Genomic DNA, 24633 nt, shown 5'->3' on the forward strand with positions numbered 1-24633 from the left:
TTGCTGTTTTTTTGTACTTTTTTACAGTAATGATTCCACCTTATTCGTTTCATACTAGTTATAGACAATGATTTTATAATGAAAGAAGTGGTTTATGTATGCTTACAAATAAGCAGCTTTCAGAACTACGTGCACAATTATTACAAAATAAAAATGAAATAGAGAATCGCTTAAAGCAAAATAACCATTATGATTTAAATAAGGGACATGCTCATGAGTCAGTTGGAGAACTATCGAGCTATGATAATCACCCTGGTGATGAGGGTACTGAGCTATATGAACGAGAAAAAGATATAGCATTAAATGAGCATAGTGAGTATGAATTAACAAACATTAATCATGCACTACATGCAATGTCAAATGGGACCTATGGGAAATGTACCAAATGTGGAAAGGAAATTTCCGTTGAACGTTTAGAAGCAATTCCAACGACATTGTATTGCAAGGAACATAGTCCAGATCAATCCATCTCTCATGACCGTCCAGCAGAAGAACGTGTTCTCTTATCATCATTAGGAAATTTTGATTTTAATGATGAACGGAATGAACATGTTGAATTTGATGCAGAGGATTCATGGCAAGCAGTTGCAGAATGGGGAACATCCGAATCTCCTTCTGATTTCATGAATCCGCCAGACCATTATAATGATATGTATATAGAATCTGACGAAAACATCGGCTATGTTGAAGATTTTGAAAACTTTGTAGGAAATGATATGTATGGAAAGAATACACGTTTTTATCCAAATACAAAATATGATGAGTATAGTGAGTCATTAGACGAAGAAGGAATCATGACTACCTTTGGGGATTTACCCGCATATGAACATGATCCTTATGTTGAGGATCGTGAATAATCATAAAGTGACGGGCTGTCTTTAAACAGCCCGTACCTTTTTACTCTCTCTTTGCGCATAACCAAGCACTTAAAGCCTCAATATCCTTTGAAAAAACTCGGTCCTTTACTATACTTGAGACAATTCTTCTTCCCTGATGATAAAACTCCTTCGTTAAGGATGCCATGTTCTCCACCCCACGAAATTCTACGCCTTGCATCGCACAAATCATTTCAATCGCAAGAACCCTTCTTGAATTTAGCAAGATTTGATAAGCATGTCGGGAGGCGATTGTCCCCATGCTTACATGATCCTCTTGGTTTGCAGACGATGGTATTGAATCCACACTTGCTGGATGGGCCAATGTTTTGTTTTCTGAGACTAAGGATGCAGCTGCATATTGCATAATCATTGCTCCAGATTGTAGCCCCGGTTCCGGACTCAAAAATCCTGGAAGGTCATTTAGACTAGGGTTAACAAGTCTTTCTATTCTTCGCTCAGAAATATTTGCTAATTCGGCTATGGCAATTTTCATAAAGTCCATAGCTAATGCAATGGGTTGGCCATGAAAATTCCCTCCAGATATAACTTTCTCCCCATCATTAAAAATTAGTGGATTGTCAGTTGCTGCATTCATTTCTATTTCGAGCTTTTCTTTTACATAATCTAGAGCTTGCCAGGATGCACCATGAACCTGGGGAATACAACGCAAGGAATAAGCATCTTGAACACGGAGCTCCCCTTGTTTAGTAACAAGCTGACTATCTGATAAATATTGACGTATTCTATTTGCTACATCAACTTGTTGCTGATATCCTCTAGCAATATGAACATCTTCGTCAAAGGCATCTATAATCCCGCGAAGAGCCTCGATTGTCATTGAAGCAATAAGCTCACTTTGCTTTGCCAACGCCTCTGCTTCAATATAGGCTACGACTCCCATTGCTGTCATTGCTTGTGTACCATTTATGAGCGCTAAGCCTTCTTTTGCCTGTAATGTAACAGGCTGAATATTTGCGTCAGCTAATGCCTTAGACGCATCCACTTTTTCTCCTTGATAAAATACTTCTCCTTCTCCCATCAGTGCTAAGGCTAGGTGAGATAATGGAGCTAAATCTCCACTAGCACCTAATGAGCCTTGTTGAGGAATGACCGGATGGATTTGGGCATTTAGAAATTGAATTAACGTATCAATGATCACCGGTCTGACACCTGAATATCCTTTTGACAAAGCATTAGCACGTAATAAAAGCATTGCTCTTGAGACAACTTCAGGGAAAGGATCTCCAACTCCACACGCATGAGAATGGATTAAATTTAATTGCAATTCTTCAACATTCTCTGAATTTATATAAACATCACTAAATTTTCCAAATCCTGTTGTTATTCCATAAACAACCCTTTCATCTTTTACAATTCTTTCGACTGCTTGGCGACTTGCAATTACCTTTTCCATACTTTTTGCAGAAATTTCAACTGTTTCATTATCAAACAATACTCTTTTAGCCTCATGAATGGTTAATGTATTTCCGGTTAACTGTATCATTTTTTGTCCCCCTTTGATTGATTAACTACTGCATTAGTGAACTAAAGAAAAAGGCTTTATCACTAAATAAATGTGATAAAGCCTTTTTTAAAATAGGAATCATATATATTTTTATATATTACCAATTCCATTGCAATTTCCTCCAAGTAAGAACACTATAAATTCAGATTATTCGATTTTATCTATTGATGTCAATAGATTTCAACAAGTTATCATAGTATTTATGCACATTATTAACAAAATAAAGACTATTCCGATATAATATTGCGAATGAAAAATATGGTATTATAAACAAGATATAAATTATAACTAACTTGGACAAAGTAAAATTAAAATGAGGTGAATACAATGAGTAATCGACCGACTAAATTTATGAGAGAAACCTTAACAATTAAAACAAGTCATGTTCTCCCACCAGATACGAATCATCACGGTACTTTATTTGGTGGTAAATTAATGGCTTACATAGATGACACTGCGTCTATTGCTGCGACTAAATTTGCAAGAAATCCGGTTGTAACTGCTTCAACGGATTCCGTAGACTTTATTAAACCGATACGTGTTGGCGATGCAGTTACATTAGAGGCAATGGTTACTTATACAGGACGAAGCTCAATGGAGGTGTTTGTAAAAATCACCGCGGAAAATCTATTAACAGGTGAAAAATCCATTGCGGCTTTATCGTTTTTAACCTTTGTTGCTCTTGGGCCAGATGGAAAACCTACTGAAATTCCAATGGTAGTTCCGGAAACCGATCAAGAAAAGTGGTTAAATGAAACGGCAACTAGACGTGCTGAGCATCGTAAAATTCGCAAAAAAGAAAGTGAAGAGCTCGCACACTTCTTTTCAGAATAAGTTTTTGGCTACATAGACTATCCTCTACCATTATCTATAGAGAGATAGTCTTTTTACATTTTCGGATGTTGAGTATTTTTCTTTAAAGAAGGATTTTCATTCAAACGAATTATGTTATACTGGGATAGTCTATTTTAGACAGTGGGTTGAAAAAGTCATTAAATATATTAGACTTCCAATTTATATCGGAGGTGTTTTTTTGTTTTCTCAGTCTTTTTTACAAATGAATACTATTTTTATTAGTATACTAATAGAATCATTGCCATTTGTTTTATTAGGTGTCATCATTTCTGGTGTCATTCAAATGTTTATTACAGAGGAAATGATTGCTAAGGTGATTCCAAAAAATCGATTCTTAGCTGTTTTATCAGCAACTGTAATCGGCGCTCTATTCCCTGCATGTGAATGTGGAATTGTTCCAATTACAAGGCGATTGATGGCAAAAGGTGTTCCTCTTCATGCTGCGATTGGTTTCATGCTTACAGGACCAATTATTAATCCAATTGTACTATTTTCAACCTATATCGCATTTGGGAATAGTTGGAGAATGGTACTTTATCGTGGCGGCTTATCCTTTGTAGTCGCATTAATCATAGGATTTATTTTATCCTATCAATTTAAGGATTCACAATTAAGACAAGAGGCACATATTCATACTCATGATCATGGACATGGAATTTTCGCAAAAATAAAAGGAACGATTCAGCACTCAATTGATGAATTCTTCTCTGTTGGGAAATTTTTAATATTAGGTGCGTTTATTGCAGCTGCTATGCAAACCTTTTTAAAAACATCTACCTTAACTGCAATCGGACATGGTGAGTATTCATCTTCTATCGTAATGATGGGATTAGCCTATATCCTTTCATTATGCTCCGAAGCTGATGCATTTATTGCTGCATCATTCCAAAGTACATTCTCTTTAAACTCACTCGTTGCCTTCCTTGTTTTCGGAGCGATGTTCGACATCAAAAATACCCTAATGATGCTAAGTGCGTTTAAAGCAAAATTTGTTTTTTACTTATTTATTTACGTAAGTATATTTGTATTTTTAGGTTCGATTGTTATAGGCTTTCTATAAAGTAAGGAGGGGCTACAGATGCTACGATTTTTGATTTTACTTGGCTTTTCATTTCTTTTTATGCATTTGCATGTGACAGGATCGATCTCGAAATATATAAATATGAAGTATTCATATATTTCCTATATCACCATCTTTGTTATGTTTTTCCTTACTTTTGTTCAGCTTTTCTTTTATATAAAAGGAGATAAACATAAAGAGGAAGATTGTGAATATGGGTGCGATCATCATCATGAAAGGAATAGCTGGAAAGAGTATATCTTTTATCCAGTTCTCATATTCCCGATTATCTCTGTCTTTTTTATTCCCATTGCTACACTTGATTCAAATATAGTGAAGGCAAAAGGGTTTAATTTTGACGTGTATAATGATAAAGACGCCTCAGCTATCCATCAGTTTTTACAGCCGGATTCTAGTATCTATTATGGGCAAGAAGGCTATGATGAATATATGGATAAGGCTAAGAAAAAGTTTGTAAATAACAATAATCGCGTGATTTTAAATGATAAAGATTATCTCATTGGAATGGAAACCATTTATAAGTTTCCTGGTTATTTCGATGATAAAACCATCCAAGTACAAGGCTTTACCTATAATGAAAAAGAGCTTGAATCAAATCAAATCTTCTTATTTCGATTTGGGATTATCCATTGTGTTGCCGACTCAGGAGTATTTGGGATGTTAGTACAGTTTCCTGATGATATTAAATTTAAAAATGATGAATGGATTCAGGTAGAAGGTAAACTAAGCAATGAATATTACCAGCCGTTTAAGAAAACAATTCCGATCTTAGAAGTAACCGGATGGAAAACTATTCCAAAACCAGAAGATCCTTATGTATATCGCACTTATTAAAAAAGGTTCTATCGGAGTTTCAAGTTATTAAACAGAGCCTTATTAAAACCCATGACTTTTAATCATGGGTTTTTTCGTATTGAATTAGTAATCAATTGATTCCTTCTTGGATAAAATAAAATGAACATGTTAAGGGAGGAATGGTTTTCTTTGAGTGATGAAATTAAGTTACGTCCTTTAGAAAGAGCCGATTTAGAATTTGTTCACGCTCTAAATATAAATGCAAACATTATGTCCTATTGGTTTGAAGAGCCATATGAAGCATTTGTTGAATTACAGGATTTATATGACAAGCATATACATGATCAGGGAGAACGGAGATTTATAATTAAAAACAATAAAGAAATGCTAGGTTTAGTTGAAATTGTTGAAATTGATTATATCCACCGAAGAGCTGAATTCCAGATCATTATTGACCCCAAGCATCAAGGACATGGGTATGCGACTATTGCATCTCAATTGGCAATGAAATATGCCTTTTCCGTTTTAAATATGCATAAGCTCTATTTAATTGTAGATAAAAACAATGCAAAAGCTATTCATATTTATAAAAAAGTTGGATTTAAATTAGAAGGGAAACTAAAGGATGAGTTTTTTGTTGATGGAGAATATCATGATGCTCTAAGAATGTGTATTTTTCAGGATGAATACTTAGGTAGAACCAGTATCTCCCATTAATGATACTGGTTCTTACAATTATATGACTATTACATAAAATGAAATAGATTACAATTTTTAAATTTTGTTAACATACAAATTAACGTATTTAAAAAAGCATGCATAAATCCCTTGTATATCAACGTTTCTAATAAATATCCTGATACCTTAAAATGTAACAATCATTTATGGAATAAAATGTATTCATCTTTACCGACATAAATGTCCTATACTTTATTGAAGTAGTATATATATTAAAGAAACGATTTAATTTGAAGGTAAGGTGAATCCATATGTTTTCAGGTACAGAAATAGGGATCGATTTAGGTACTGCAAATATATTAGTCTATAGTAAAAATAAAGGTGTAATATTAAATGAACCATCCGTTGTTGCCATTAACACTGATACTAAACGGGTGCTTGCATTTGGTATGGATGCTAAAAACATGATAGGAAAAACCCCAGGTAAAATAGTTGCCATCCGTCCTTTGCGAGATGGTGTCATCGCAGACTACGATATTACAACTGAAATGTTAAAATTAATCATGAGAAAAATCAGTAAACAACTAGGATTCGCAGTCCGCAAGCCAAATGTTATCGTATGCACCCCATCAGGTGCCACTTCTGTCGAACGTCGTGCGATACAGGATGCGGTTAAAAATGCTGGTGCAAAAAATGTCCATTTAATCGAGGAACCAGTTGCAGCAGCAATGGGAGCAGATTTACCAGTGGACGAGCCAGTCGCAAATGTTGTAGTGGATATTGGTGGTGGTACAACAGAAGTGGCTATCATTTCTTACGGAGGAGTGGTTACATGTAATACCCTTCGTATTGGAGGAGACAAAATGGACGAGGATATCATCCAATATATTCGTAAGAATTATAATCTCCTAATTGGTGAGAGGACCGCTGAACAGTTAAAGATGGAAATCGGGTATGCACCTGTAAGTCACGAAGGACTGACAATGGATGTCAGAGGACGTGACTTAGTGTCAGGACTACCAAAAACCATCACACTTCATTCCAAGGAAATTCAACATGCTATCAGTGATTCCTTATTAAGTGTACTTGAAAGTATTCGAGCTACTTTAGAAAACTGTCCTGCTGAATTAAGTGGTGATATAGTTGATCGTGGTGTTATTTTATCTGGTGGTGGTGCTTTGCTAAATGGAATGCAGGAATGGCTAAGTCAAGAAATCATCGTACCTGTACACCTTGCACCAAGTCCATTGGAATCAGTTGCAATCGGAACAGGCCGATCATTACAATTTATTAATAAGCTACAAACTGTAGCTAAATAATAAAGTATTAATTTCCATGTCTATCATTTACATGAAAAAAGGGCAATTTCGTAAGTAACTTACGAAATTGCTCTTTTTCTTTTATTCCTCTTTCTTACCAGCAGCAAGCTGATTATTAGATTCTTTCATTTCGTAAGTGAGTTGATCGATACTACTACGGATATTCCCTTTACCTGAGAGATTTTCAAGTAATTCCTTTACATCGATGCCTGACGATGCTTTTAATGATTCTTGTAATGTAGACATCAAGTTAGTTGCATAGCCTGTCACCTTATTAGCGCCGCCTTCACTTCCACTACTTCCTGTATCAACAATTGTAATCTTATCAATATTTGCTAATGGGCTAGCCACTTGTTTTGCATATTCAGGAAGCATTTTCATAACCATATCGAGTACAGCAGCCTGACCAAACTGTTCAAAGGCTTCAGCAATTTTTCTCTTAGCTTCCGCTTCAGCCAGACCTTTAAGGCGAATAATGTCAGCTTCAGTTTCCCCTTGTGCCCTTTGAGCCTCTGCTTTCGCTAAACCATCTACACGAACTCTTTCAGCTTCAGCTTTTGCCATTGCTTCAATACGGTATTTATTTGCATCTGCTTCAGCAAATTCCTTCGCCTTATTCGCAACAGCAGCCTGTTCTACTGCATAACGATCAGCATCCGCTTTTTTCTTCACTTCAGAGTCATATTGACGCTCACGACGTAAAATTTCTTTTTCTTCTAATTCAATTTGCTTTTGACGTTCAATAATTTTAATTTGCATTTCTTGTTCTGTTACATCCTGCTTCGCACGAGCTGTTTCCAAATCATAGGCTTGGTCGGCTTTCGCTCTAGCAATATCTTGCTCACGGCGATACTCAGCAATTTTTAATTGGTTTACTTTTTCTGCCTCCGCGATCTCAGTGGCACGCTCTAATTCAGCTTTTTTTGCATCCTTAGCAGCTTCTGCACGTTTAATTCTTGTCTCTTTATCCGCTTCAGCTGTTGCAATATCTGCATCTCGTTTTACTTGGGCAATACGCGGTTTACCCAGTGAATCTAAATAGCCGTTTTTGTCACGTACTTCTTTAATAGTAAATGATACAATGATTAAACCCATTTTCGCTAAATCTTGTGATGCCACACGTTGAACTTCTTGTGAGAATTTGTCACGATTTTTATAGATTTCTTCAACAGTCATCGATCCAAGAATAGAACGAAGATGTCCTTCTAATACTTCTTTCGCTTCATTTTCGCGATCTTCCTTTGTTTTCCCCAAGAATTGTTCAGCTGCTGTAGCTATTTCACCAATAGATCCACCGATTTTAATAATCGCCGTACCATCAGCCATGACCGGAACTCCTTGCTCCGTATACACTTCTGGTGTTGTTACCTCGAGTTTACTTGATAGCAAGCTCAGTGGCTGTGCTTGTTGGAATACAGGCAGTACGAATGTACCTCCACCACGAATGATCTTTATCTTATTACCAGATTCATCTGTATGAACATTACGACCACCTAAGTAACTTCCTGTTACAATTAATGCTTCATCAGGGCCTGCCGTACGATATTTCGAAATAAATACAGCGATTAAAGCTATAATAAGAAATGCTACAATCCCAATGATGACTAATAATCCTACATTTTCAAACATTGTTTCTCCCCCTTACATGTTTTCTTTATATTTAATATGGACACTTGATGTTGAATAAAATGGTGTCCAAATACTTAACCTTTTTATGGAGTTGTATTTGTTGTCGATCCTAACTCTTCATTATATAAACGATTATTTTCATAAGGGACAACATATAGAACGCCATCTTTCACTTCAATAATAAGTACCTGTTTTCCTTCTTCAATAGCAATATTGTCATAGCTTGCTGATGGTTTGGAAATCATCCCACTTTTACTATCAATTACTACTTCACCAAAACCGTTTTCCGGAATAGAAATGATTAGTTTTCCCACTCTTCCTTTTAAAGAATCCTCTGTATAACTAAGTGACTCTTCTGCTGAGGATAATGGAATAAGTACAAATACATTTAACAATATGACTAGAATAATCGAAATAATTGCAGAAATAGCCATGATGAGTAAGCTTGATAAAGGAGTGACTTTTTCAAAGATGTACCCTGAAGCAGAGAAAAAAGTAATAAATGAAAGCACTAAAACTGGATGTAGAAAACCAAGGGCTTCACCGATCCCATGTAATAGATCGCCAAACAGAATATAAAGGATCGTTAAACTACCTGCAACAATCAATAGTACTAAATAAATTGTTTCAATAGGTGTTCCGAAAATGGTCATTTTCACCAATTCCTTTACTATATATTTTTAAAGACTATGTACATCACACCTCTCAATTTTCCTTACTACCTTATTTACGAATAAAATGTGATTTAGTTTCAAAAAATGTGACAAAAGTTTTAAAAACTGAGTGAAGTTCTAAAAGAGTTGAAATGTAGGGGGATGCAGAAAGAGTTTTTTCTCTCTGCATCAGATAATCCAATTATACCATAATTCAGATTAGGACAAATATTCCATTTCCTTTTGAGTGGTAATTGCTTTTTTTCTTCGGATCATACCGACAAGTACATAAACAAACGGGGTGGCTATGATTGAAGCAATAAATTTAAATATATATTGTGTACATACCAATGTGAATAAGGCTGCGATTGGCATAGTTCCATAAAATGCAATAATGATGAAAATGAATGTATCCACTAATTGGCTAAGCATTGTGGACGCATTATTTCTAAGCCATAGTTTTTTTAACCCATGCCTTTGTTTTAGCTTATTAAATACATAAACATCAAGATTCTGACTGATCATATATGAAATTAAACTTGCTAAAATGACCCGGAAGCTTCCGCCTAATATCGTCTTGAATGCATCTTGGTGTTCAAAGAATGGTGCTGGAGGCAAATAAATAGCAATGGTGATAACAAGGATAGCCAATAATTGAGTAACTAAGCCTGCTCTAACTGTTCTTTGGCCAGCTTCCTTCCCGTAAACCTCAACAATTGTATCGACAATAGGATACGTGCAAATATATATAATTGCTGCAGCAGGTAAAACGGCCCACTCACCGATACTAAATAATTTAACTGCCACTATATTTGCCAAAATTAACAAACCTACAAATATTCCATTTAGATATAACAACATAATCAATTAATCCTTTCTTAACGGTTATCCACCTTTTCAGGATACAAATCATGATTCATCATACGGTAATTGGCCATTTCTTCATACTTGGTACCTGGTTTACCGTAGTTACAATAAGGATCAATTGAAATTCCACCTCTTGGAGTAAATTTACCCCACACCTCAATATAGCGCGGATCTAATAATTTAATTAGGTCATTCATAATGATATTTACGCAATCCTCATGAAAATCCCCATGATTACGAAAACTAAATAAATAAAGTTTCAAAGACTTACTTTCTACGATTTTTTTATCAGGGATATAACTAATATACATCGTTGCAAAGTCGGGTTGATTTGTGATGGGACACAAACTAGTAAACTCCGGACAGTTAAACTTTACAAAGTAATCTCGATTCATATGCATATTGTCTACTGATTCTAATACTTGAGGCGTATATTCGAATGAGTATTTTGTTCCTTGATTCCCTAACAGAGTCAAATCTGCTAACCCTTCATTTTCTTTTCTTCCAGACATAAAAAAACCTCCTTAAATGATTTCGTACATTTAATAGAGGTTCACATCTCAACAGCCACTAAATAGATGAATAGACAAAATAAAAAGCCATGTCCTAATATGGACATGGCAGATTGTCATAAATCCATAGTTTTTTATAGAGGGTATCAGCTATGAACCTCTCCCGTATGCACGAGTATAAAATTGTACAGCTCTTAGCTTATATAAAATAATTGAAATCGTCAATAGAAAAAACTACTTAACATCCAATGCCTGCTCCAAGTCGGTAAGTAAATCTTCTATATCTTCGATTCCCACAGAAATTCTAATTAAACCATCTTCTATTCCAAGTTCGAGACGACGTTCACGTGGGATGGATGCATGAGTCATTAATGAAGGGATGGAAATAAGACTTTCTACCGCACCTAAACTTTCTGCAAGTGTAAAATATTTAACATTCTTTAAAACAGATAAAGCTTTCTCTTGATTTTCAACTGTGAACGAAATCATCCCTCCAAAGCCAGTTGCTTGTGAAACATGTACTTGGTGACCAGGATGATCCGTAAGTCCTGGGTAAAACACTTTTCCCACCTTAGGATGATCTTGAAGAAATTTAACGACTTCTACTGTGTTCTTTTCAATTTCCTCCATCCGAATGCCTAAAGTTTTTAGTCCACGAATAAGTAACCAGCTATCCTGTGGTCCAAGAATTCCTCCAGTTGAGTTTTGAATAAAATGCAATTGCTCACCTAATTGTTCATCATTTACAACGGCTACACCAGCTACTACATCACTATGCCCACCTAGATATTTTGTACCGCTATGCACAACGATATCTGCTCCTAAATCTAATGGGTTTTGCCAATAAGGAGTACTAAATGTATTATCAACAATAAATTTTAGTTTGTTTTCCTTTGCAAGATCACTTACTGCTTTTATATCAGTAATTTTTAGCAATGGATTAGTTGGCGTCTCCACAAAAATTGCCTTTGTATTCGTCTGAATAGCATTTTTGATCGCATTTAAATCAGATGTATCAACAAATGATACTTCAAGGTTGAAACGGTTTAGCACTTTTGACATGACACGAAAGGTACCACCATACACATCATCCGTTACTATTATATGGTCTCCAGCGGAAAATAACTGCATCACTGCGGTTATTGCTGCCATGCCAGAACCAAAAGCAAACCCACGTGTACCATTTTCAATATCTGCAATTAGCTTTTCTAATGATTCACGCGTTGGATTTCCCGTTCTTGAATACTCATATGTGAAATTTCCGACACCATCTTGTTTATACGTACTCACCTGGTATATAGGGGTAGAAACTGCACCTGTATATGGATCAACACTTATGCCACCATGAATAAATTTTGTTTTTTTCTTCATTTTGCATCAACACCTTTCATTCATAAATCCCACTACTAATATATCTTTCACTGCTATCTGGAAAAATCGTTACAATATTCGTTCCAGGTTCTGCCTGTTTCGCTTCACGGAGACATGCTTCTAATGCCGCCCCCGATGAACTTCCGATGAGAAGACCTTCATTTCTACCTATTTCTGCTAAGCGAAAAAAAGCGTCCTTATCTGAAATAGTATGGATGAAATCAAAATAATCACGATCGATAAATGGAGGAAGGAATTCCATCCCTATTCCTTCTGTACGATGAGAGCCAGCCTCACCACCATTAAGAATAGAGCCTTCAGGTTCAACAATTACGGTTTTTATGTGAGGCAGCTTTTCTTTTAAAAAACGTGAGGTCCCCATAAATGTGCCCCCTGACCCTGCCCCTGCAACAAAAATGTCAATCTTCCCATCAAGTTCCTCGTATAGCTCTGGTCCTAAGCTCTCATAGTACGTATCTGGATTGGCGAAATTTTGAAACTGACCTGGATAAAAAGAATGAGGAATTTCCTCCAACAATTCCTTTGCCTTTTCAATTGCCCCTTGCATACCAAATGCAGTCGGTGTATTCACTACAGTAGCTCCGAGTGCCCTCATCAATGTTTGTTTTTCAAGACTAAACTTTTCAGGTGTCACAAAAATAGCATTAACCTTAAACTGAATTGCTGCCAATGCCAAGCCAACTCCCGTATTTCCGGCAGTTGGCTCAACAATCGTCCAACCCTCTTTTAATTTCCCTTCATCAAAAGCTCTTTTTAATAAAAATTGGCCTAAGCGATCCTTGATACTTCCACCAGGATTAAAATATTCAAGCTTAGCAAAAATTCGTACACCTTTTGGAAGTGAATATGATGTGATTTCTATCAATGGTGTATGGCCAATTAATTCACTCACATGTTTTACATATTTCATTAAATATCCCTCTCTAATGAAACTAGCAATCTAAAAATTGGATAGCGGTAATAACTAACAATCAATGAACAATCCTTTCTTAAGCAAATACCTTAGACCATTCATTTTTCTTTTCTAACATCGTTTTAGCGATCGCTTGCGCCCCTTCTAAACTATGACTTGCTGCCCAACCGCATTGGACTTCATTACATGCGGGCACCTCTGTAGCTGTTAAGACATCATTCAATGTTTTTTCAAGAATAGTAAGTACATCATCATAATCATTGTGATTAATTAGAGAAAGGTAAAAACCTGTTTGACAGCCCATCGGACTAATATCAACAATATTGTTGGAATAATTTCTACTGAATTCTGCCATCATATGCTCTAAGGAATGGAGTGCTGGCATCTCCATATGCTCTTTATTCGGTTGGCAAAAGCGAATATCATATTTATGAATGATATCTCCATTAAACCCTTCTTTCACCCCTGCTAAACGCACATAAGGAGCTTTTACTTTTGTATGATCTAAATTAAAACTTTCTACATTCATTTTCTTTTCTACTGTCATGTCTACTTTCTCCCTTCTCCTCTTAAATATATTTCTTTATATAATAATCTAACAATTTTGTCTCTTCGCATCAATTAACCATACAAATCGGTTTAATTTTTTGAATTCAACGGAAAAACCATTTTGATTGAAAATAGTTTGCAGAACTGGAATCGTAGTATAATACTCTGTCTCTATATCCGTAGCTAACCGGTTAAATCCTTTTCGTTTAGCCCATTCAATCATTTTCTTTTTTTCATCCTCCGTAGCAAAAACGGTGTCTGCAAAAAGAATTCTCCCATCCGCAGTTAAAAGCTGGCTATATTTTTTAATCGCTTTACCCTTTTCCTCATCTGTTAAATGATGAAAGGCATATGTGCTGACAAAAGTATGAATTGGCACTGATATATTTGGAAATTCAAGAAAGTCTCCATCCCAAATTGGAACCTCTGGTAATTTATCCTTTGCAATTTTTCTCATTTCACTTGATGGTTCCAATCCATATACATTTAATCCTCTATTCAATAATTTCTTAGTTAAATTCCCCGTACCTACCCCGAATTCTACAACGGTACCGGAAGCATTCTTTGCAACTTCTGAAAGAATCACATCATAATGAGTAAAAACTTCTTCATATTCAGGATCATTTCCAGTTACTGTGTCATCATAAGTATGGGACCACTGATCAAATAGTTCATTAAACTCTCTGCCCACTTTAATCCCCTCATTTCCTATAAAAAAACTATGAATTTAATGTAGCATGAAATAAAGAAATGTGCAATCGAGCAAATGAAAATAGTCCATTCGCCTAATTTGTTTTTCAAGTGTTAAAAATTGAGTTAAAATTAAAAGTGGTTCATTAATTGAAAAGCTATTAATTTGAGGTGATAGAATGACATTATTAAATGATATTCTCAGCTACAATGAGGAATTTGTATCCCAAAAAAAATATGAGGATTTTACAACAACGAAATATCCCGATAAACGTTTAGTAATTCTAACATGTATGGACACTAGACTTGTTGAGCTGCTACATAAAGCAACCAATACCAAAAACGGTGATGTAAAAATAATAAAAAATGCAGGTGCGATTGTTTCTCACCCATTTGGCAGTATTATGAGAAGCTTATTAATCGCTGTTTATGAATTACATGCAGATGAAGTTTTAGTTATTGGTCATCATGATTGTGGAATGAGTGCGATTAACAGTGATTCTGTATTGGAAAAGTTAAAGCAAAGAGGGATAGAGGAACAAACACTAGAAACAATTAAATACTCCGGTATCGATTTACATGAATGGTTCCAAGGCTTTGATCGTGTTGAAGATAGTGTAAAGCATAGTGTAGATATGGTCAAACATCATCCGTTAATGTCAAAAGATATTCCAGTCCATGGTTTAGTTATCGACCCTGAGACAGGAAAATTGGATTTAGTTGTTAATGGATATGAAAATTAAGCTCTCCCTGCCAAATGCAGGGATTTTTTCGCTTAACTTATTTGTCTAATTACATAGAAATTCCATGTAAAATATATTCTAAATAGTGCTTAATATTTGATTTACGGCTATTAATAATTTGAAACATATGAATTAATTCTAGTAATTGATTACGGCTAAGTTTTGTCAGTAATAAATTAATTAATGTCTCACTACTAATTTGAATCTGTTCACCATCACTTAATCTAATATTCAATTCGTTTAATGGAAGAATATATTTATATAACAAATCCTTCATTTGATTTAAACTAATGCGAACACTTGAATATTCTATAGTTGATTCAAGTACAATTTCATTTCCCATCATAATCCTCCTAGAAAACTAGTATGGGGCAATTCTCGTCTCCACCATTTATCATGAAATCATTTGATTTCTTCTGATAAGGCGGTGTGAGCAGAGCCAAGCAGATCAAAATCTTTTGCTATTTAAGTATAAATCTTTATACTATTCAAGTTAGCGACGCTCCGTCCCCTTTTCATCATTCAAAAGTATTTAAAAGGAATCATAATCTTTCCCAAAAAACTTTTGCATGAAACCTTATTAACGAAAAGTGGTAAACAGCAAAAAAACTATTCCCATATAGAAATAGTCAATTTTAATAAGCTCATTATGACTATTCGGCAGCCCGGCGATCATCATTCAAAATGAACCTTAGACCCGTAGCTTTGCGTCCCTCACTTTCGCAAGGTTTGCCATTTCGTTAGAATTTTTGCTACCTAACATTTTATAATGAACATTAATCATTATCAACATTCTTTTGTTCAATTTCAATGAATGTTCACATATACCTTTATTAAATACCTTTTTTTGTAACTTTTCTCTTTTTTATTGTATTAATCATCCATTTTTGGAATAATAATCTATTCAAAAATATCTTCAACCAATATACTAGGATGCTTTCTTATAGTGTATTGCTTTTGTAATAGCCCGACTGTCAGATTTCCCCCCCTAATAAAGACTTCAGAGTTTGTGTAAGAATGAAGCGAGATATGTTTTCAACCTATTTTATTCGTTAAAACTTTATCTAAGTAGCAACAATGAATGTGGAAAAAACATATATTAACATCTATTTTAGTCAATCCTCTTAAATAGTTATGGAAAAATTTAAAAGGAGTGTTCTTCTATGAATAAAGACAGTCTCGCCCAAATCTTTCAATCATTAACCATTCATATGTATCTAAAATTAATAGTATTTGTCCTTATTTTATATGTGTTTGATTGGATCATTACCGAAGTATGTAGAACAAGTAGTAAAAAATTACGTACATTAGGTATTGAAATGTTAGGCTTGATTTTTATTATTTATATTATGCTGTACTAATTTTTATAAAATTTATAAAATTCTAACCAATAGTGGTATAATAGTCGTACATAATGGTTGATATTGATGAACTCGTTACCCATATTCCAACATTACCTTTTCGAAAGAGGATTTGAATATGAAAAGAAATGCTCAAATAATACTAGTTTCTATCTCCATTTTATTTTCTTTGGTTCAGGCGATTTTTTTCGGAGAGTATCATTTTCTAGATATTACTGAATGTTTAGTCGCGACTCTCATCGCTTGGATTGTGGGATGGCAATATGATAAATTAAGATTATTTGCTAAGGAAAGAAAAAAAAGCGAGCAAAATTATAAAAAATTAATAGAGTGGCTCCCCAAGCCTGTAATTATTCATCAAGATAGTATCATTCTATTTGTAAATAAAGCTGCAGAAAAAATGATCGCTGCTCATAACAAAAATGAACTTATCGGTAGATCTATTTATGATTTTCTAATATTTGATTCTAACAACAATATAAAAGAAATTAGAAAAGGACTACAGAAAAATGTAGCAACATCAAGTATTGTTGTGAGATTAAAAAGACTCGATGGTAAAATCATCTTTTTTGAAGTAACCTCCGAATTATCCCAATATGAAGGAAAAGAAATTATCCTTTCGATTGGAAAAGATGTCACAGATGATAAAAAACAAACAGATTCCCTACTACTGAAGTCTGAAAAACTAGCGCTCGTAGGTCAAATGGAGGATTAATTAAAATAAATGCTCAAATGAAAAGTCCAAACCAAATCTCCATCTCTGTAAATGACCATGGAGTAGGAATCCCTAAAGAACGGATTCCTACACTTGGTGAACCTTTTTATACAACTAAGGAAAAGGGAACGGGTCTTGGTCTAATGACCTGCTTCAAAATTATTGAAAGTCATCATGGAGAATTAATAATTGAAAGTGAAGAAGGTATAGGGACGACAATCGAAATACTATTACCAATAAGTTTTCAACCCTTTTTCAGTACACTAAGTTCTTAAAAATCGAAAGCCTCTTGCGAGCATAATAGAGAAAATTAATAAGTGGATGATACTTAAGTCCGTTCTTTTATTGTGAAGAGGTCATTAAGCCTTAAGGCTAGGTTTTGAAGCAATTTTATTATTTAAAAGTAAGAGAGGAGCTAACCATTATCGGGGATTCCCTAAATAGACAGCTCCTTTCTAATTATTTCCTTCAACTCTCAACATCTTTTATTAATATATAATGATTATGCAAAGTTCCCTTCGATGTAGAAACGCCATTTCCTAGAAATATTCTCTCATTTTTAATCCCAGTGACCATTGCCATCGTATCCTTTTCCTTTTGTTTATATATTTGTCCAACCTTTATTTCCATACAATCCCTCCTATCTTCTATTAGTATCCATTAGAATAGAAGAAATTTATTCATGAAATTGAATTTGTTCGGCTAGCTGGATTAACGGCTCCACTTTAGAATCCGGTTGGTGTATATATCCATATTCCACACTATAAATATAATTTGCTGTCACTAAAAATAATTCTGGTGCTAATCCCTCCTTATTTTCCCATAGTACTGCTTTTTTTCCGGATATATTCAATTCCTTTGTATTCGCCTTTTTATATGCTAGCTTTTCCTTAATTACTTCATCAATGGAGGATATAGTGGGTTTTGGCTTAATCATGAGATAATTCCCATCATTACCATAGGAATAAAACACTTCTACATTGGTCAATGCAGTAGAATAAGAAATTGAACTTAAATCTGTGATATTAGGAATTACTTCTTTCAAATCAATTGGAATAGTTGCTTCTTTAGAAATTATCATCGATGTTTTCCCATTAAATGTTATAGGATCCCCAATCTGTATTTTTTTGAATGCTGTTCGATATTTTTTATTCTCATTAGCGACTTGTTGCATATGTAACTCCTCATTTGTTTTTGGATCTGCCATTTGTAACTCCTTATTTTTATCTACCAAGTCATAGCTAAAAATTGTTAGTATTAGAAGGGCCATAGCAGTTGAAGTATAAACAAACAACTTTTTCATTCTCGTTCGAACATTCAACCTTTTCATATCCTGCATTACTTTTTTATGCAAATGTCTACTTCTGTTCTCGTCCCAAATAATTTCTGAATCTAATCTTTCTAAGTATCCATCATAGATACTTTCTTCATACTGTTTTTTCATTCAGAAAAGCCTCCTTTAACATTTTTTCCTCTAATGCAGGAATGGCTCGGAAAAGTGTAGATTTCACCCTGCTCTCAGACCAATTCAAAATCTTAGATGTTTCCTCAATTGAAAACCTTTTAATTTTGCGCAAAATAATAACTTCCCTATATGAACTTTTGAGTTCCCCTAATGCTCGATAAATCTCTTTTGATGTTTCTTTTATTTGGACAATCTCTTCAGGCAGAGGACTCTTATCCTTATTGAAATGTAAGATTTCTTTAAAAATCATAAGAGGTTTCCTCTTTCTCAATTCATCTACTGTAACATTATGACCAATACTAAATAGCCAAGTTTTTGGGCTAGATTCCCCTTTAAATGCATGATAATTCATATATGCTTTCATAAAGGTTTCATGTGTTAAATCTTCTGCTAACTGATAATCCTTTACCATCAATAAAATGTATTTAAAAATTGCATCCCCATACTCCAAATACCATTCCTCGATATCATGTTTCCTCCCTTTCCTCAACTTTCCCCCTCCTATTCTGTTAGAAATTCTATATTTAGACGGAAATAATTATAAAAAGTTTTAAAATTAATAAAATTATTTTTTTGTACCACTATACCTTCATTATAGTAAAAAGGGACCCGTTTAAACGGGTCCCTACCAAATGGTTAGTAAAAAATATAGATGTATTATCCGACAATAGGTTTATTAATAAAATGCAAAAAACACAGTCTACTTTATCTGTTTTCCATTGGTGGTTCGCATTATGATGTTAGTAAATTCATTTGTTTTTGTCAGACGAATTATTTTAATTTCATTGAAGTGCATTTTTTAAGCACTTATATAATTTGTGTCAAAATTGTTTCTCATCTAATTATCATCTTTCTTTCATATTTTTTTAGGATTTTTAGTTTAATATTTTATTCACAAGGACAAGCAAGGCTTTCCTAATACTAGACTCCCCCTAATTTCAGTCTAGTGAACCTCCTTTTTATTTTATATATACCCGACCTAATTTTGGTCGGGATTTTCATTTCTTCGGACTCTCTTTTTAGAAGAGGCTGTTTTGGTATGGTTTGTTGCTTTTGTAAAAGCCAAACTGCGGGTTTTTACACCCAATAAAGAATTCAGCGACATTATGATATTTTCTCAGAAATAAAATACAGCACTCTTCAACCGATAGTGATTCATTAAAACTTTCCTTAATTAGTAACTATATTTGAGAAAGGAGTCTTTCAAAAACATTTTTCCAAGCTCTCAAGAATTTGATCAATCTCTTTACCCATTCCAGCCTCTACCGCCGCAATATATGCTCCTTCTACTAAAGGAATATCCGCAGCGATTTTTATATTCTCATATTGTGACATTTCAATTGCTAGCTCTGCATTCATCAATGCACTTCCCAAATCATAAAGGAGAATGATACCTTTTGAACTATGTGCTCGTTCTATCGCTGACAGGATTTTCTCCACACTTGTTCCGATCATTTGATGATCTGTTCCACCTGCTAATTGTATCGACACATTGTCAACTACTTGGGAAATGATCTCTTTAATTCCCTCGACAACCTTTATACTATGAGAAATTAGAACAATTCCCACAGTTTCCATCATATTTCACACTCCCTCGCAACTTCAGCAAGTGATTGGAATAGATAAAAAGAGGAAGCTGAACCTGCATCGATATGGCCAATTGATCGTTCTTTTAAATAAGCAGCTCTTCCTTTTATGGCTAGCATTTCTCTTGTTTTCTCCATAGAATTTTTTGCAGTCCTTTCAACATCATTCCAATCAATACTTTGTTTTTCTTGGAACAGGTTAAGAATGGGAATCCAAACATCAAGCATTGTTTTATTACCAACTGCCGCTTTTCCTCGTTGTATCATTCCCTTTACCGCTTCATCAATGGCTAATATAAGAGCCATCCCGTCCACTTTATCTTTTCCTCTCAGGGAGATGGACATTTTCAAAAAAGCAGTGCCATATAAGGGGCCAGACGCTCCGCCAACCTTAGTCATTAGCGTCATGGCAACATCCTTCAAACAATCTGATACCGTTTCATAGCTTGTTACAGAAATTTTATTCACTACTTCTTGAAAGCCTCTAGACATATTAATACCGTGATCACCATCACCTATTGCCTGATCAAGTTCAGTCAAATACTCTTTGTTTGCTTGAACTTTTTCATTCATTTTTTCCATCCATTTTAAAGTAGCATTTACTGTTAAATTCATTTCCTTCCCATCCTTCATATAATCAATTATTTTCGAAATGCAGGGGCAAAGGATTCAGCATCTAATAATTGTTTCAATTCACTATCAAGCTTTAGTAATGTCACCGAACATCCAGCCATTTCTAATGAGGTCATAAACTCACCTACATAGGTTCTATATACGCTTATCCCTTGATTGGATAAGATGTCATGAACCTTTCCATTTACTATATAAAGTTCCATTTCCGGAGTAGATCCTAATCCATTGATCATTACAGCAACCTCATCACCTTTTTGTAAAACCATATCGTCTAAAATCTTTCCTGTAAGCTCTTCTGCAATTTCGTTTGCAGTAGCTATCCCTTTCTTCTCAATTCCAGGCTCTCCATGAATCCCCATCCCTATTTCCATTTCCGTTTCATCAAGAACAAAGCTAGGCTTTCCAGCTGCAGGGACTGTACATGGACTAATGGCCATTCCCATGGAACGAACATTTTGTACTACTTTATCAGCTATAGCTTTTACTTCATGTAATTCAGCACCCGTTTCCGCTTTAGCACCCACAATTTTATGGACAAAGACCGTCCCAGCTATCCCTCTTCGCCCCGTTGTAAACGAACTATCCTCAACAGCAACATCATCATTTACAATGACTTTTTCTACATGAATTCCATCTGCTATAGCAAGTTCTGCAGCCATTTCAAAATTCATTACATCACCCGTATAATTTTTGATCACCATTAAGACACCAGCCCCACTATCTACAGCTTTAATTGCTTCATAGACTTGATCAGGTGTTGGGGAAGTAAACACTTCACCAGCTACTGCTGCATCAAGCATCCCTTTCCCAACATATCCTGCATGTGCTGGTTCATGACCACTACCACCTCCACTAATAATTCCAACTTTATTCGGAACTGGAGAATCCTTTCTAACAATAACTGTCGTTCCTTCAATAACCTTCAATTCATTTGGAAACGCAGCAAGTACTCCTTTTAACATATCTTGGACTACTTGATTAGGATCATTGATAATTTTTTTCATGATAACCCCACTCCTAAATAATGATTAATATAAAAAGGCTGTTTTCGTATCGTTTGTTGTTTTTGTAAAAGCCCAAACTACCAACTTTTTATACCTAATAAAGGATGCTTTTCTCCGTTAAATGTGAAAGATGTAGCGGTCTTCAGGCGATAGTTAATTAGTAATCTTTACTTAATAGCAACAAGGCGTGAAAAAAGGCCTATAAAAAAAGACCACAATCCATCCAAGACAATATCTTTTGATGCTTGCGGTCTCTATGTCCTTGCCATTCTATTAACTTATACGAGTAATAATTATTAAATTACGCTTTAAATGCCCGTGTAGCAGCTACTGCCCTTTGCCATCCCTCATACAGCTTCTTACTTATTTCTCGATCTAATTTATTAGTAAACGTAGTTTCTATTTTCCATTGCTTTGAAATTTCTTCTCTATCCTTCCAATAGCCAACAGCTAAGCCTGCTAGATAGGCAGCACCTAATGCAGTTGTCTCACTGACTATTGGGCGATCAACAGGTGTACCGAGAATATCACTCTGGAACTGCATGAGGAAATTATTTTTCACCGCACCACCATCGACACGTAGTGTTTTCAGCTCAATCCCTGAATCAGAGATCATTGCATCTAACACATCTTTCGTTTGGTATGCAAGGGATTCTAATGTCGCTCGAATAAAATGTTCCTTTGTTGTTCCTCGCGTTAAACCAAATACTGCACCACGCGCATCACTATCCCAATAAGGAGTTCCGAGCCCAACAAAAGCAGGTACCATATAAACTCCGTCTGTTGATTCCACTTTTGTTGCATACGCTTCACTGTCAGGAGCATGCTCAAACATTTTCAATCCATCTCTTAACCATTGAATCGCTGAGCCAGCGACAAAGATACTTCCTTCAAGGGCATACTCAACTTTCCCATCAACACCCCATGCAAGAGTAGTTAGTAGCCCATGATCAGATTTTACTCCTTTTTCTCCCGTATTCATTAGCATGAAGCATCCGGTTCCATAAGTATTTTTTGCCATGCCTTTTTCAAAACATGCTTGCCCGAATAATGCTGCTTGCTGATCACCCGCAATTCCAGCTATCGGTATTTCATGACCAAAGAAATGATAAGAAACGGTATTTGCATATATTTCCGAAGATGGTCTCACCTCTGGCAGCATACTTTTTGGCACATTAAGAATGTCTAATAATTCATCGTCCCATTTTAAATCATAGATATTATACATTAGTGTTCGAGAGGCATTTGAATAGTCAGTAACATGCCTTTTCCCGCCCGATAGCTTGTAAACCAACCATGTGTCAATCGTTCCAAATAATAATTCACCTTTTTCTGCCTTTTCTCTTGCTCCCTCAACATGATCAAGAATCCATTTAACCTTTGTCCCTGAAAAATAAGCATCAATGAGTAATCCTGTTTTCTCTCTAAACAAATCATTGTAACCCTTTTCACGGAGATCTTTACAAATGTCATCTGTTTGCCTGGATTGCCAAACAATAGCTTTATAAATTGGTTTGCCAGTATTCTTATCCCATACAACCGCCGTTTCGCGTTGATTCGTAATCCCAATACCAGCCACTTGATCTGGTTCAATATCTGCTTTTCTTATGACTTCAGCCATACACGCCAAAATGGATGTCCAAATCTCGTTTGCATCATGTTCAACCCAGCCCGGTTTTGGAAAAAATTGTTCAAACTCCCTCTGAGCCGTTTCAATAATTTCTCCTTCATGATTAAATAGAATCGCACGTGAGCTTGTTGTTCCTTGGTCAAGAGCTAGTATATATCGATTCATGTATTTTCCCCCTCACAACTTGTTTTTTGAAAGATTTCTATTTTTTAATTCATTCATTAGTGCACCGATAAATATTATGACAATGACAACGCTAACAATCCAGAATGCAATTGTAAACTTTCCTATAAAGATAGCTTTATAAAATAATGCTCCATAAGTTCCTCCAAGGATGGGGCCAATGATTGGAATCCAGGCATATCCCCAGTCAGAGCTTCCTTTCCCAATAATCGGTAATATCGCATGGGCAAGCCTTGGTCCGAGATCACGTGCAGGATTAATTGCGTAACCTGTTGTTGCCCCTAATGATAAACCAATCGCTACGATTAATAAACCAACAATGGCAGGATTTAACCCTTCCGTAAATTCATTCGCACCAATAAATAATAACCCCATAATAAGGACAAATGTACCAATCATTTCACTTACCAAATTCGAAAGAGTACTTCGAATGGCAGGACCCGTTGAAAAAACTGCAAGCTGATCCCCTGGATCTTTTGTTTCTTTCCAATGTGGGAGATATTGAAAAAAGACAATTACACCACCGATGAAACCTCCAATTAATTGTGCCAGAATATATAGAGGCACTTTATCCCACGGAAACTCACCAATGGAAGCAAATCCAATTGTAACAGCAGGATTTAAATGTGCTCCAGAAATACTTCCTACTGCATAGACACCCATTGTCACTGCAAGACCCCAGCCAATCGCTATAACGATCCATCCTGCGCCTTCAGCTTTTGTCTTTTTAAGGACTACCCCGCCGACAACACCACCACCAAAGATAATAAGAATCATCGTTCCAATCAATTCGGCAAGAAATTCAGACATCATCCCATCTCCCTTTAAGTAAGAGTCAATTTCTACAAGTCAATGATTGGGACATCAAAAAAGACCCAAAATCAATATACTATTTATCCAAGGATAAACAGCTATTGAAAATGGGTCTCCGTATCTCCATCCACCTATTAACTTGTTAGTTACAGGTTAATGCGGAA

General features: G+C 35.3%; 28 protein-coding genes and 1 riboswitch. Of the genes, 10 read left to right on the top strand and 18 right to left on the bottom strand.

Annotated features, from left to right (window positions below; translation table 11 throughout):
• Positions 1 to 98 precede the first annotated feature (98 nt).
• On the top strand, positions 99 to 857 hold the full coding sequence (locus tag MHI39_RS22350; RefSeq protein ID WP_058003015.1) for a TraR/DksA C4-type zinc finger protein: 759 nt from the start codon (positions 99 to 101) through the stop codon (positions 855 to 857).
• A 40-nt stretch (positions 858 to 897) separates the two neighbouring features.
• On the opposite strand, the gene hutH is transcribed toward MHI39_RS22350, so the two are convergent.
• Positions 898 to 2382 carry a histidine ammonia-lyase gene (gene hutH, locus MHI39_RS22355; RefSeq protein ID WP_071975607.1) on the bottom strand — a complete coding sequence of 495 codons (1485 nt, stop codon included), beginning with the start codon at positions 2380 to 2382 and terminating at the stop codon, positions 898 to 900.
• Positions 2383 to 2730: 348 nt separating this feature from the next.
• On the opposite strand from hutH, the gene MHI39_RS22360 reads away from it, so the two are divergent.
• The 5 genes from MHI39_RS22360 to mreBH all read left to right on the top strand — a co-directional run bounded on the left by MHI39_RS22360 (position 2731) and on the right by mreBH (position 7131).
• Complete coding sequence (locus MHI39_RS22360; RefSeq protein ID WP_058003017.1) at positions 2731 to 3237, top strand: acyl-CoA thioesterase; 507 nt, start codon at positions 2731 to 2733, stop codon at positions 3235 to 3237.
• Between the two features lie 223 nt (positions 3238 to 3460).
• Positions 3461 to 4318, top strand: a complete 858-nt coding sequence (locus tag MHI39_RS22365) for a permease (RefSeq protein WP_071975626.1) — start codon at positions 3461 to 3463, stop codon at positions 4316 to 4318.
• Positions 4319 to 4336: 18 nt separating this feature from the next.
• Positions 4337 to 5173 (top strand): TIGR03943 family protein, encoded by an 837-nt coding sequence (locus tag MHI39_RS22370; RefSeq protein ID WP_058003018.1) that lies wholly within the window; start codon positions 4337 to 4339, stop codon positions 5171 to 5173.
• Positions 5174 to 5323: 150 nt separating this feature from the next.
• Positions 5324 to 5851, top strand: a complete 528-nt coding sequence (gene speG, locus MHI39_RS22375; RefSeq protein ID WP_278891630.1) for a spermidine N1-acetyltransferase — start codon at positions 5324 to 5326, stop codon at positions 5849 to 5851.
• 272 nt (positions 5852 to 6123) lie between these two features.
• The gene (gene mreBH / locus MHI39_RS22380) at positions 6124 to 7131 is read left to right on the top strand and encodes a rod-share determining protein MreBH (protein ID WP_251344879.1); all 1008 of its coding nucleotides are present in this window, start codon (positions 6124 to 6126) and stop codon (positions 7129 to 7131) included.
• A gap of 81 nt (positions 7132 to 7212) precedes the next feature.
• Here the strand turns inward: mreBH and MHI39_RS22385 are convergent, their stop codons facing one another.
• From MHI39_RS22385 to MHI39_RS22420, 8 genes are all read right to left on the bottom strand, one after another.
• Positions 7213 to 8760, bottom strand: a complete 1548-nt coding sequence (locus MHI39_RS22385) for a flotillin family protein (protein ID WP_212943918.1) — start codon at positions 8758 to 8760, stop codon at positions 7213 to 7215.
• 83 nt (positions 8761 to 8843) lie between these two features.
• On the bottom strand, positions 8844 to 9413 hold the full coding sequence (locus tag MHI39_RS22390) for a hypothetical protein (RefSeq protein WP_058003022.1): 570 nt from the start codon (positions 9411 to 9413) through the stop codon (positions 8844 to 8846).
• A 219-nt stretch (positions 9414 to 9632) separates the two neighbouring features.
• Positions 9633 to 10274 carry a queuosine precursor transporter gene (locus MHI39_RS22395; protein WP_342540265.1) on the bottom strand — a complete coding sequence of 214 codons (642 nt, stop codon included), beginning with the start codon at positions 10272 to 10274 and terminating at the stop codon, positions 9633 to 9635.
• 17 nt (positions 10275 to 10291) lie between these two features.
• Positions 10292 to 10792, bottom strand: coding sequence for a preQ(1) synthase (gene queF / locus MHI39_RS22400; protein ID WP_216385073.1), 501 nt, complete (start codon positions 10790 to 10792; stop codon positions 10292 to 10294).
• A gap of 234 nt (positions 10793 to 11026) precedes the next feature.
• Complete coding sequence (locus tag MHI39_RS22405) at positions 11027 to 12163, bottom strand: bifunctional cystathionine gamma-lyase/homocysteine desulfhydrase (protein WP_259547878.1); 1137 nt, start codon at positions 12161 to 12163, stop codon at positions 11027 to 11029.
• Between the two features lie 16 nt (positions 12164 to 12179).
• A complete protein-coding gene (locus MHI39_RS22410) occupies positions 12180 to 13094 on the bottom strand; it encodes a cysteine synthase family protein (RefSeq protein WP_058003025.1) in 915 nt (304 codons plus the stop codon).
• A gap of 79 nt (positions 13095 to 13173) precedes the next feature.
• Entirely contained in the window at positions 13174 to 13644 is a 471-nt protein-coding gene (locus tag MHI39_RS22415; RefSeq protein WP_078111312.1) for an S-ribosylhomocysteine lyase, read from the bottom strand.
• A gap of 48 nt (positions 13645 to 13692) precedes the next feature.
• The gene (locus tag MHI39_RS22420; protein ID WP_058003027.1) at positions 13693 to 14337 is read right to left on the bottom strand and encodes a class I SAM-dependent methyltransferase; all 645 of its coding nucleotides are present in this window, start codon (positions 14335 to 14337) and stop codon (positions 13693 to 13695) included.
• Positions 14338 to 14515: 178 nt separating this feature from the next.
• Between MHI39_RS22420 and MHI39_RS22425 the strand changes: the two genes are divergently transcribed.
• On the top strand, positions 14516 to 15079 hold the full coding sequence (locus tag MHI39_RS22425) for a carbonic anhydrase (RefSeq protein WP_058003028.1): 564 nt from the start codon (positions 14516 to 14518) through the stop codon (positions 15077 to 15079).
• 49 nt (positions 15080 to 15128) lie between these two features.
• Here MHI39_RS22425 and MHI39_RS22430 read toward each other — a convergent pair whose 3' ends face one another.
• Positions 15129 to 15425, bottom strand: a complete 297-nt coding sequence (locus MHI39_RS22430) for a hypothetical protein (RefSeq protein WP_139254846.1) — start codon at positions 15423 to 15425, stop codon at positions 15129 to 15131.
• 310 nt (positions 15426 to 15735) lie between these two features.
• Positions 15736 to 15823: riboswitch (cyclic di-GMP riboswitch) on the bottom strand.
• 419 nt (positions 15824 to 16242) lie between these two features.
• Here MHI39_RS22430 and MHI39_RS22435 point away from each other — a divergent pair.
• From MHI39_RS22435 to MHI39_RS22445, 3 genes are all read left to right on the top strand, one after another.
• Positions 16243 to 16440, top strand: a complete 198-nt coding sequence (locus MHI39_RS22435) for a hypothetical protein (protein WP_058003030.1) — start codon at positions 16243 to 16245, stop codon at positions 16438 to 16440.
• Positions 16441 to 16558: 118 nt separating this feature from the next.
• Positions 16559 to 17155 carry a PAS domain S-box protein gene (locus tag MHI39_RS22440; RefSeq protein ID WP_342540266.1) on the top strand — a complete coding sequence of 199 codons (597 nt, stop codon included), beginning with the start codon at positions 16559 to 16561 and terminating at the stop codon, positions 17153 to 17155.
• 17 nt (positions 17156 to 17172) lie between these two features.
• Positions 17173 to 17430, top strand: a complete 258-nt coding sequence (locus MHI39_RS22445) for an ATP-binding protein (protein ID WP_342540267.1) — start codon at positions 17173 to 17175, stop codon at positions 17428 to 17430.
• Between the two features lie 193 nt (positions 17431 to 17623).
• On the opposite strand, the gene MHI39_RS22450 is transcribed toward MHI39_RS22445, so the two are convergent.
• The 8 genes from MHI39_RS22450 to MHI39_RS22485 form a co-directional block, all read right to left on the bottom strand.
• Complete coding sequence (locus tag MHI39_RS22450; protein ID WP_169792979.1) at positions 17624 to 17785, bottom strand: hypothetical protein; 162 nt, start codon at positions 17783 to 17785, stop codon at positions 17624 to 17626.
• Between the two features lie 46 nt (positions 17786 to 17831).
• Positions 17832 to 18599 carry a hypothetical protein gene (locus MHI39_RS22455; protein WP_058003032.1) on the bottom strand — a complete coding sequence of 256 codons (768 nt, stop codon included), beginning with the start codon at positions 18597 to 18599 and terminating at the stop codon, positions 17832 to 17834.
• Positions 18583 to 19110: an RNA polymerase sigma factor gene (locus tag MHI39_RS22460; RefSeq protein WP_259547891.1), complete on the bottom strand. Its 528-nt coding sequence runs from the start codon at positions 19108 to 19110 to the stop codon at positions 18583 to 18585. The genes MHI39_RS22455 and MHI39_RS22460 overlap by 17 nt, the downstream gene beginning before the upstream one ends.
• A 713-nt stretch (positions 19111 to 19823) precedes the next feature.
• Complete coding sequence (dhaM, locus tag MHI39_RS22465) at positions 19824 to 20201, bottom strand: dihydroxyacetone kinase phosphoryl donor subunit DhaM (RefSeq protein WP_310795827.1); 378 nt, start codon at positions 20199 to 20201, stop codon at positions 19824 to 19826.
• On the bottom strand, positions 20198 to 20821 hold the full coding sequence (gene dhaL, locus MHI39_RS22470) for a dihydroxyacetone kinase subunit DhaL (RefSeq protein ID WP_058003034.1): 624 nt from the start codon (positions 20819 to 20821) through the stop codon (positions 20198 to 20200). Before dhaL ends, dhaM begins: the two co-directional genes overlap by 4 nt.
• A gap of 26 nt (positions 20822 to 20847) precedes the next feature.
• The gene (gene dhaK / locus MHI39_RS22475; protein ID WP_071975612.1) at positions 20848 to 21843 is read right to left on the bottom strand and encodes a dihydroxyacetone kinase subunit DhaK; all 996 of its coding nucleotides are present in this window, start codon (positions 21841 to 21843) and stop codon (positions 20848 to 20850) included.
• A 301-nt stretch (positions 21844 to 22144) separates the two neighbouring features.
• Positions 22145 to 23638, bottom strand: a complete 1494-nt coding sequence (gene glpK / locus MHI39_RS22480; RefSeq protein ID WP_058003036.1) for a glycerol kinase GlpK — start codon at positions 23636 to 23638, stop codon at positions 22145 to 22147.
• Positions 23639 to 23650: 12 nt separating this feature from the next.
• Positions 23651 to 24466, bottom strand: a complete 816-nt coding sequence (locus tag MHI39_RS22485; protein ID WP_058003037.1) for an MIP/aquaporin family protein — start codon at positions 24464 to 24466, stop codon at positions 23651 to 23653.
• Positions 24467 to 24633 lie beyond the last annotated feature (167 nt).

Origin of the sequence: Heyndrickxia sp. FSL K6-6286 (genome assembly GCF_038630395.1) — a bacterium.
GTDB classification, from domain to species: Bacteria; Bacillota; Bacilli; order Bacillales; family Bacillaceae_C; genus Heyndrickxia; species Heyndrickxia oleronia.

Bases quoted from the DNA above. Each gene is read 5' to 3' on its own strand.
- MHI39_RS22350 (WP_058003015.1), top strand. From the start codon at position 99: ATGCTTACAAATAAGCAGCTTTCAGAACTACGTGCACAATTATTACAA.
- hutH (WP_071975607.1), bottom strand. From the start codon at position 2,382: ATGATACAGTTAACCGGAAATACATTAACCATTCATGAGGCTAAAAGA.
- MHI39_RS22360 (WP_058003017.1), top strand. From the start codon at position 2,731: ATGAGTAATCGACCGACTAAATTTATGAGAGAAACCTTAACAATTAAA.
- MHI39_RS22365 (WP_071975626.1), top strand. From the start codon at position 3,461: ATGAATACTATTTTTATTAGTATACTAATAGAATCATTGCCATTTGTT.
- MHI39_RS22370 (WP_058003018.1), top strand. From the start codon at position 4,337: ATGCTACGATTTTTGATTTTACTTGGCTTTTCATTTCTTTTTATGCAT.
- mreBH (WP_251344879.1), top strand. From the start codon at position 6,124: ATGTTTTCAGGTACAGAAATAGGGATCGATTTAGGTACTGCAAATATA.
- MHI39_RS22385 (WP_212943918.1), bottom strand. From the start codon at position 8,760: ATGTTTGAAAATGTAGGATTATTAGTCATCATTGGGATTGTAGCATTT.
- MHI39_RS22390 (WP_058003022.1), bottom strand. From the start codon at position 9,413: ATGACCATTTTCGGAACACCTATTGAAACAATTTATTTAGTACTATTG.
- MHI39_RS22395 (WP_342540265.1), bottom strand. From the start codon at position 10,274: ATGTTGTTATATCTAAATGGAATATTTGTAGGTTTGTTAATTTTGGCA.
- queF (WP_216385073.1), bottom strand. From the start codon at position 10,792: ATGTCTGGAAGAAAAGAAAATGAAGGGTTAGCAGATTTGACTCTGTTA.
- MHI39_RS22405 (WP_259547878.1), bottom strand. From the start codon at position 12,163: ATGAAGAAAAAAACAAAATTTATTCATGGTGGCATAAGTGTTGATCCA.
- MHI39_RS22410 (WP_058003025.1), bottom strand. From the start codon at position 13,094: ATGAAATATGTAAAACATGTGAGTGAATTAATTGGCCATACACCATTG.
- MHI39_RS22415 (WP_078111312.1), bottom strand. From the start codon at position 13,644: ATGACAGTAGAAAAGAAAATGAATGTAGAAAGTTTTAATTTAGATCAT.
- MHI39_RS22425 (WP_058003028.1), top strand. From the start codon at position 14,516: ATGACATTATTAAATGATATTCTCAGCTACAATGAGGAATTTGTATCC.
- MHI39_RS22430 (WP_139254846.1), bottom strand. From the start codon at position 15,425: ATGATGGGAAATGAAATTGTACTTGAATCAACTATAGAATATTCAAGT.
- MHI39_RS22435 (WP_058003030.1), top strand. From the start codon at position 16,243: ATGAATAAAGACAGTCTCGCCCAAATCTTTCAATCATTAACCATTCAT.
- MHI39_RS22440 (WP_342540266.1), top strand. From the start codon at position 16,559: ATGAAAAGAAATGCTCAAATAATACTAGTTTCTATCTCCATTTTATTT.
- MHI39_RS22445 (WP_342540267.1), top strand. From the start codon at position 17,173: ATGAAAAGTCCAAACCAAATCTCCATCTCTGTAAATGACCATGGAGTA.
- MHI39_RS22450 (WP_169792979.1), bottom strand. From the start codon at position 17,785: ATGGAAATAAAGGTTGGACAAATATATAAACAAAAGGAAAAGGATACG.
- MHI39_RS22455 (WP_058003032.1), bottom strand. From the start codon at position 18,599: ATGAAAAAACAGTATGAAGAAAGTATCTATGATGGATACTTAGAAAGA.
- dhaM (WP_310795827.1), bottom strand. From the start codon at position 20,201: ATGATGGAAACTGTGGGAATTGTTCTAATTTCTCATAGTATAAAGGTT.
- dhaL (WP_058003034.1), bottom strand. From the start codon at position 20,821: ATGAATTTAACAGTAAATGCTACTTTAAAATGGATGGAAAAAATGAAT.
- dhaK (WP_071975612.1), bottom strand. From the start codon at position 21,843: ATGAAAAAAATTATCAATGATCCTAATCAAGTAGTCCAAGATATGTTA.
- glpK (WP_058003036.1), bottom strand. From the start codon at position 23,638: ATGAATCGATATATACTAGCTCTTGACCAAGGAACAACAAGCTCACGT.
- MHI39_RS22485 (WP_058003037.1), bottom strand. From the start codon at position 24,466: ATGTCTGAATTTCTTGCCGAATTGATTGGAACGATGATTCTTATTATC.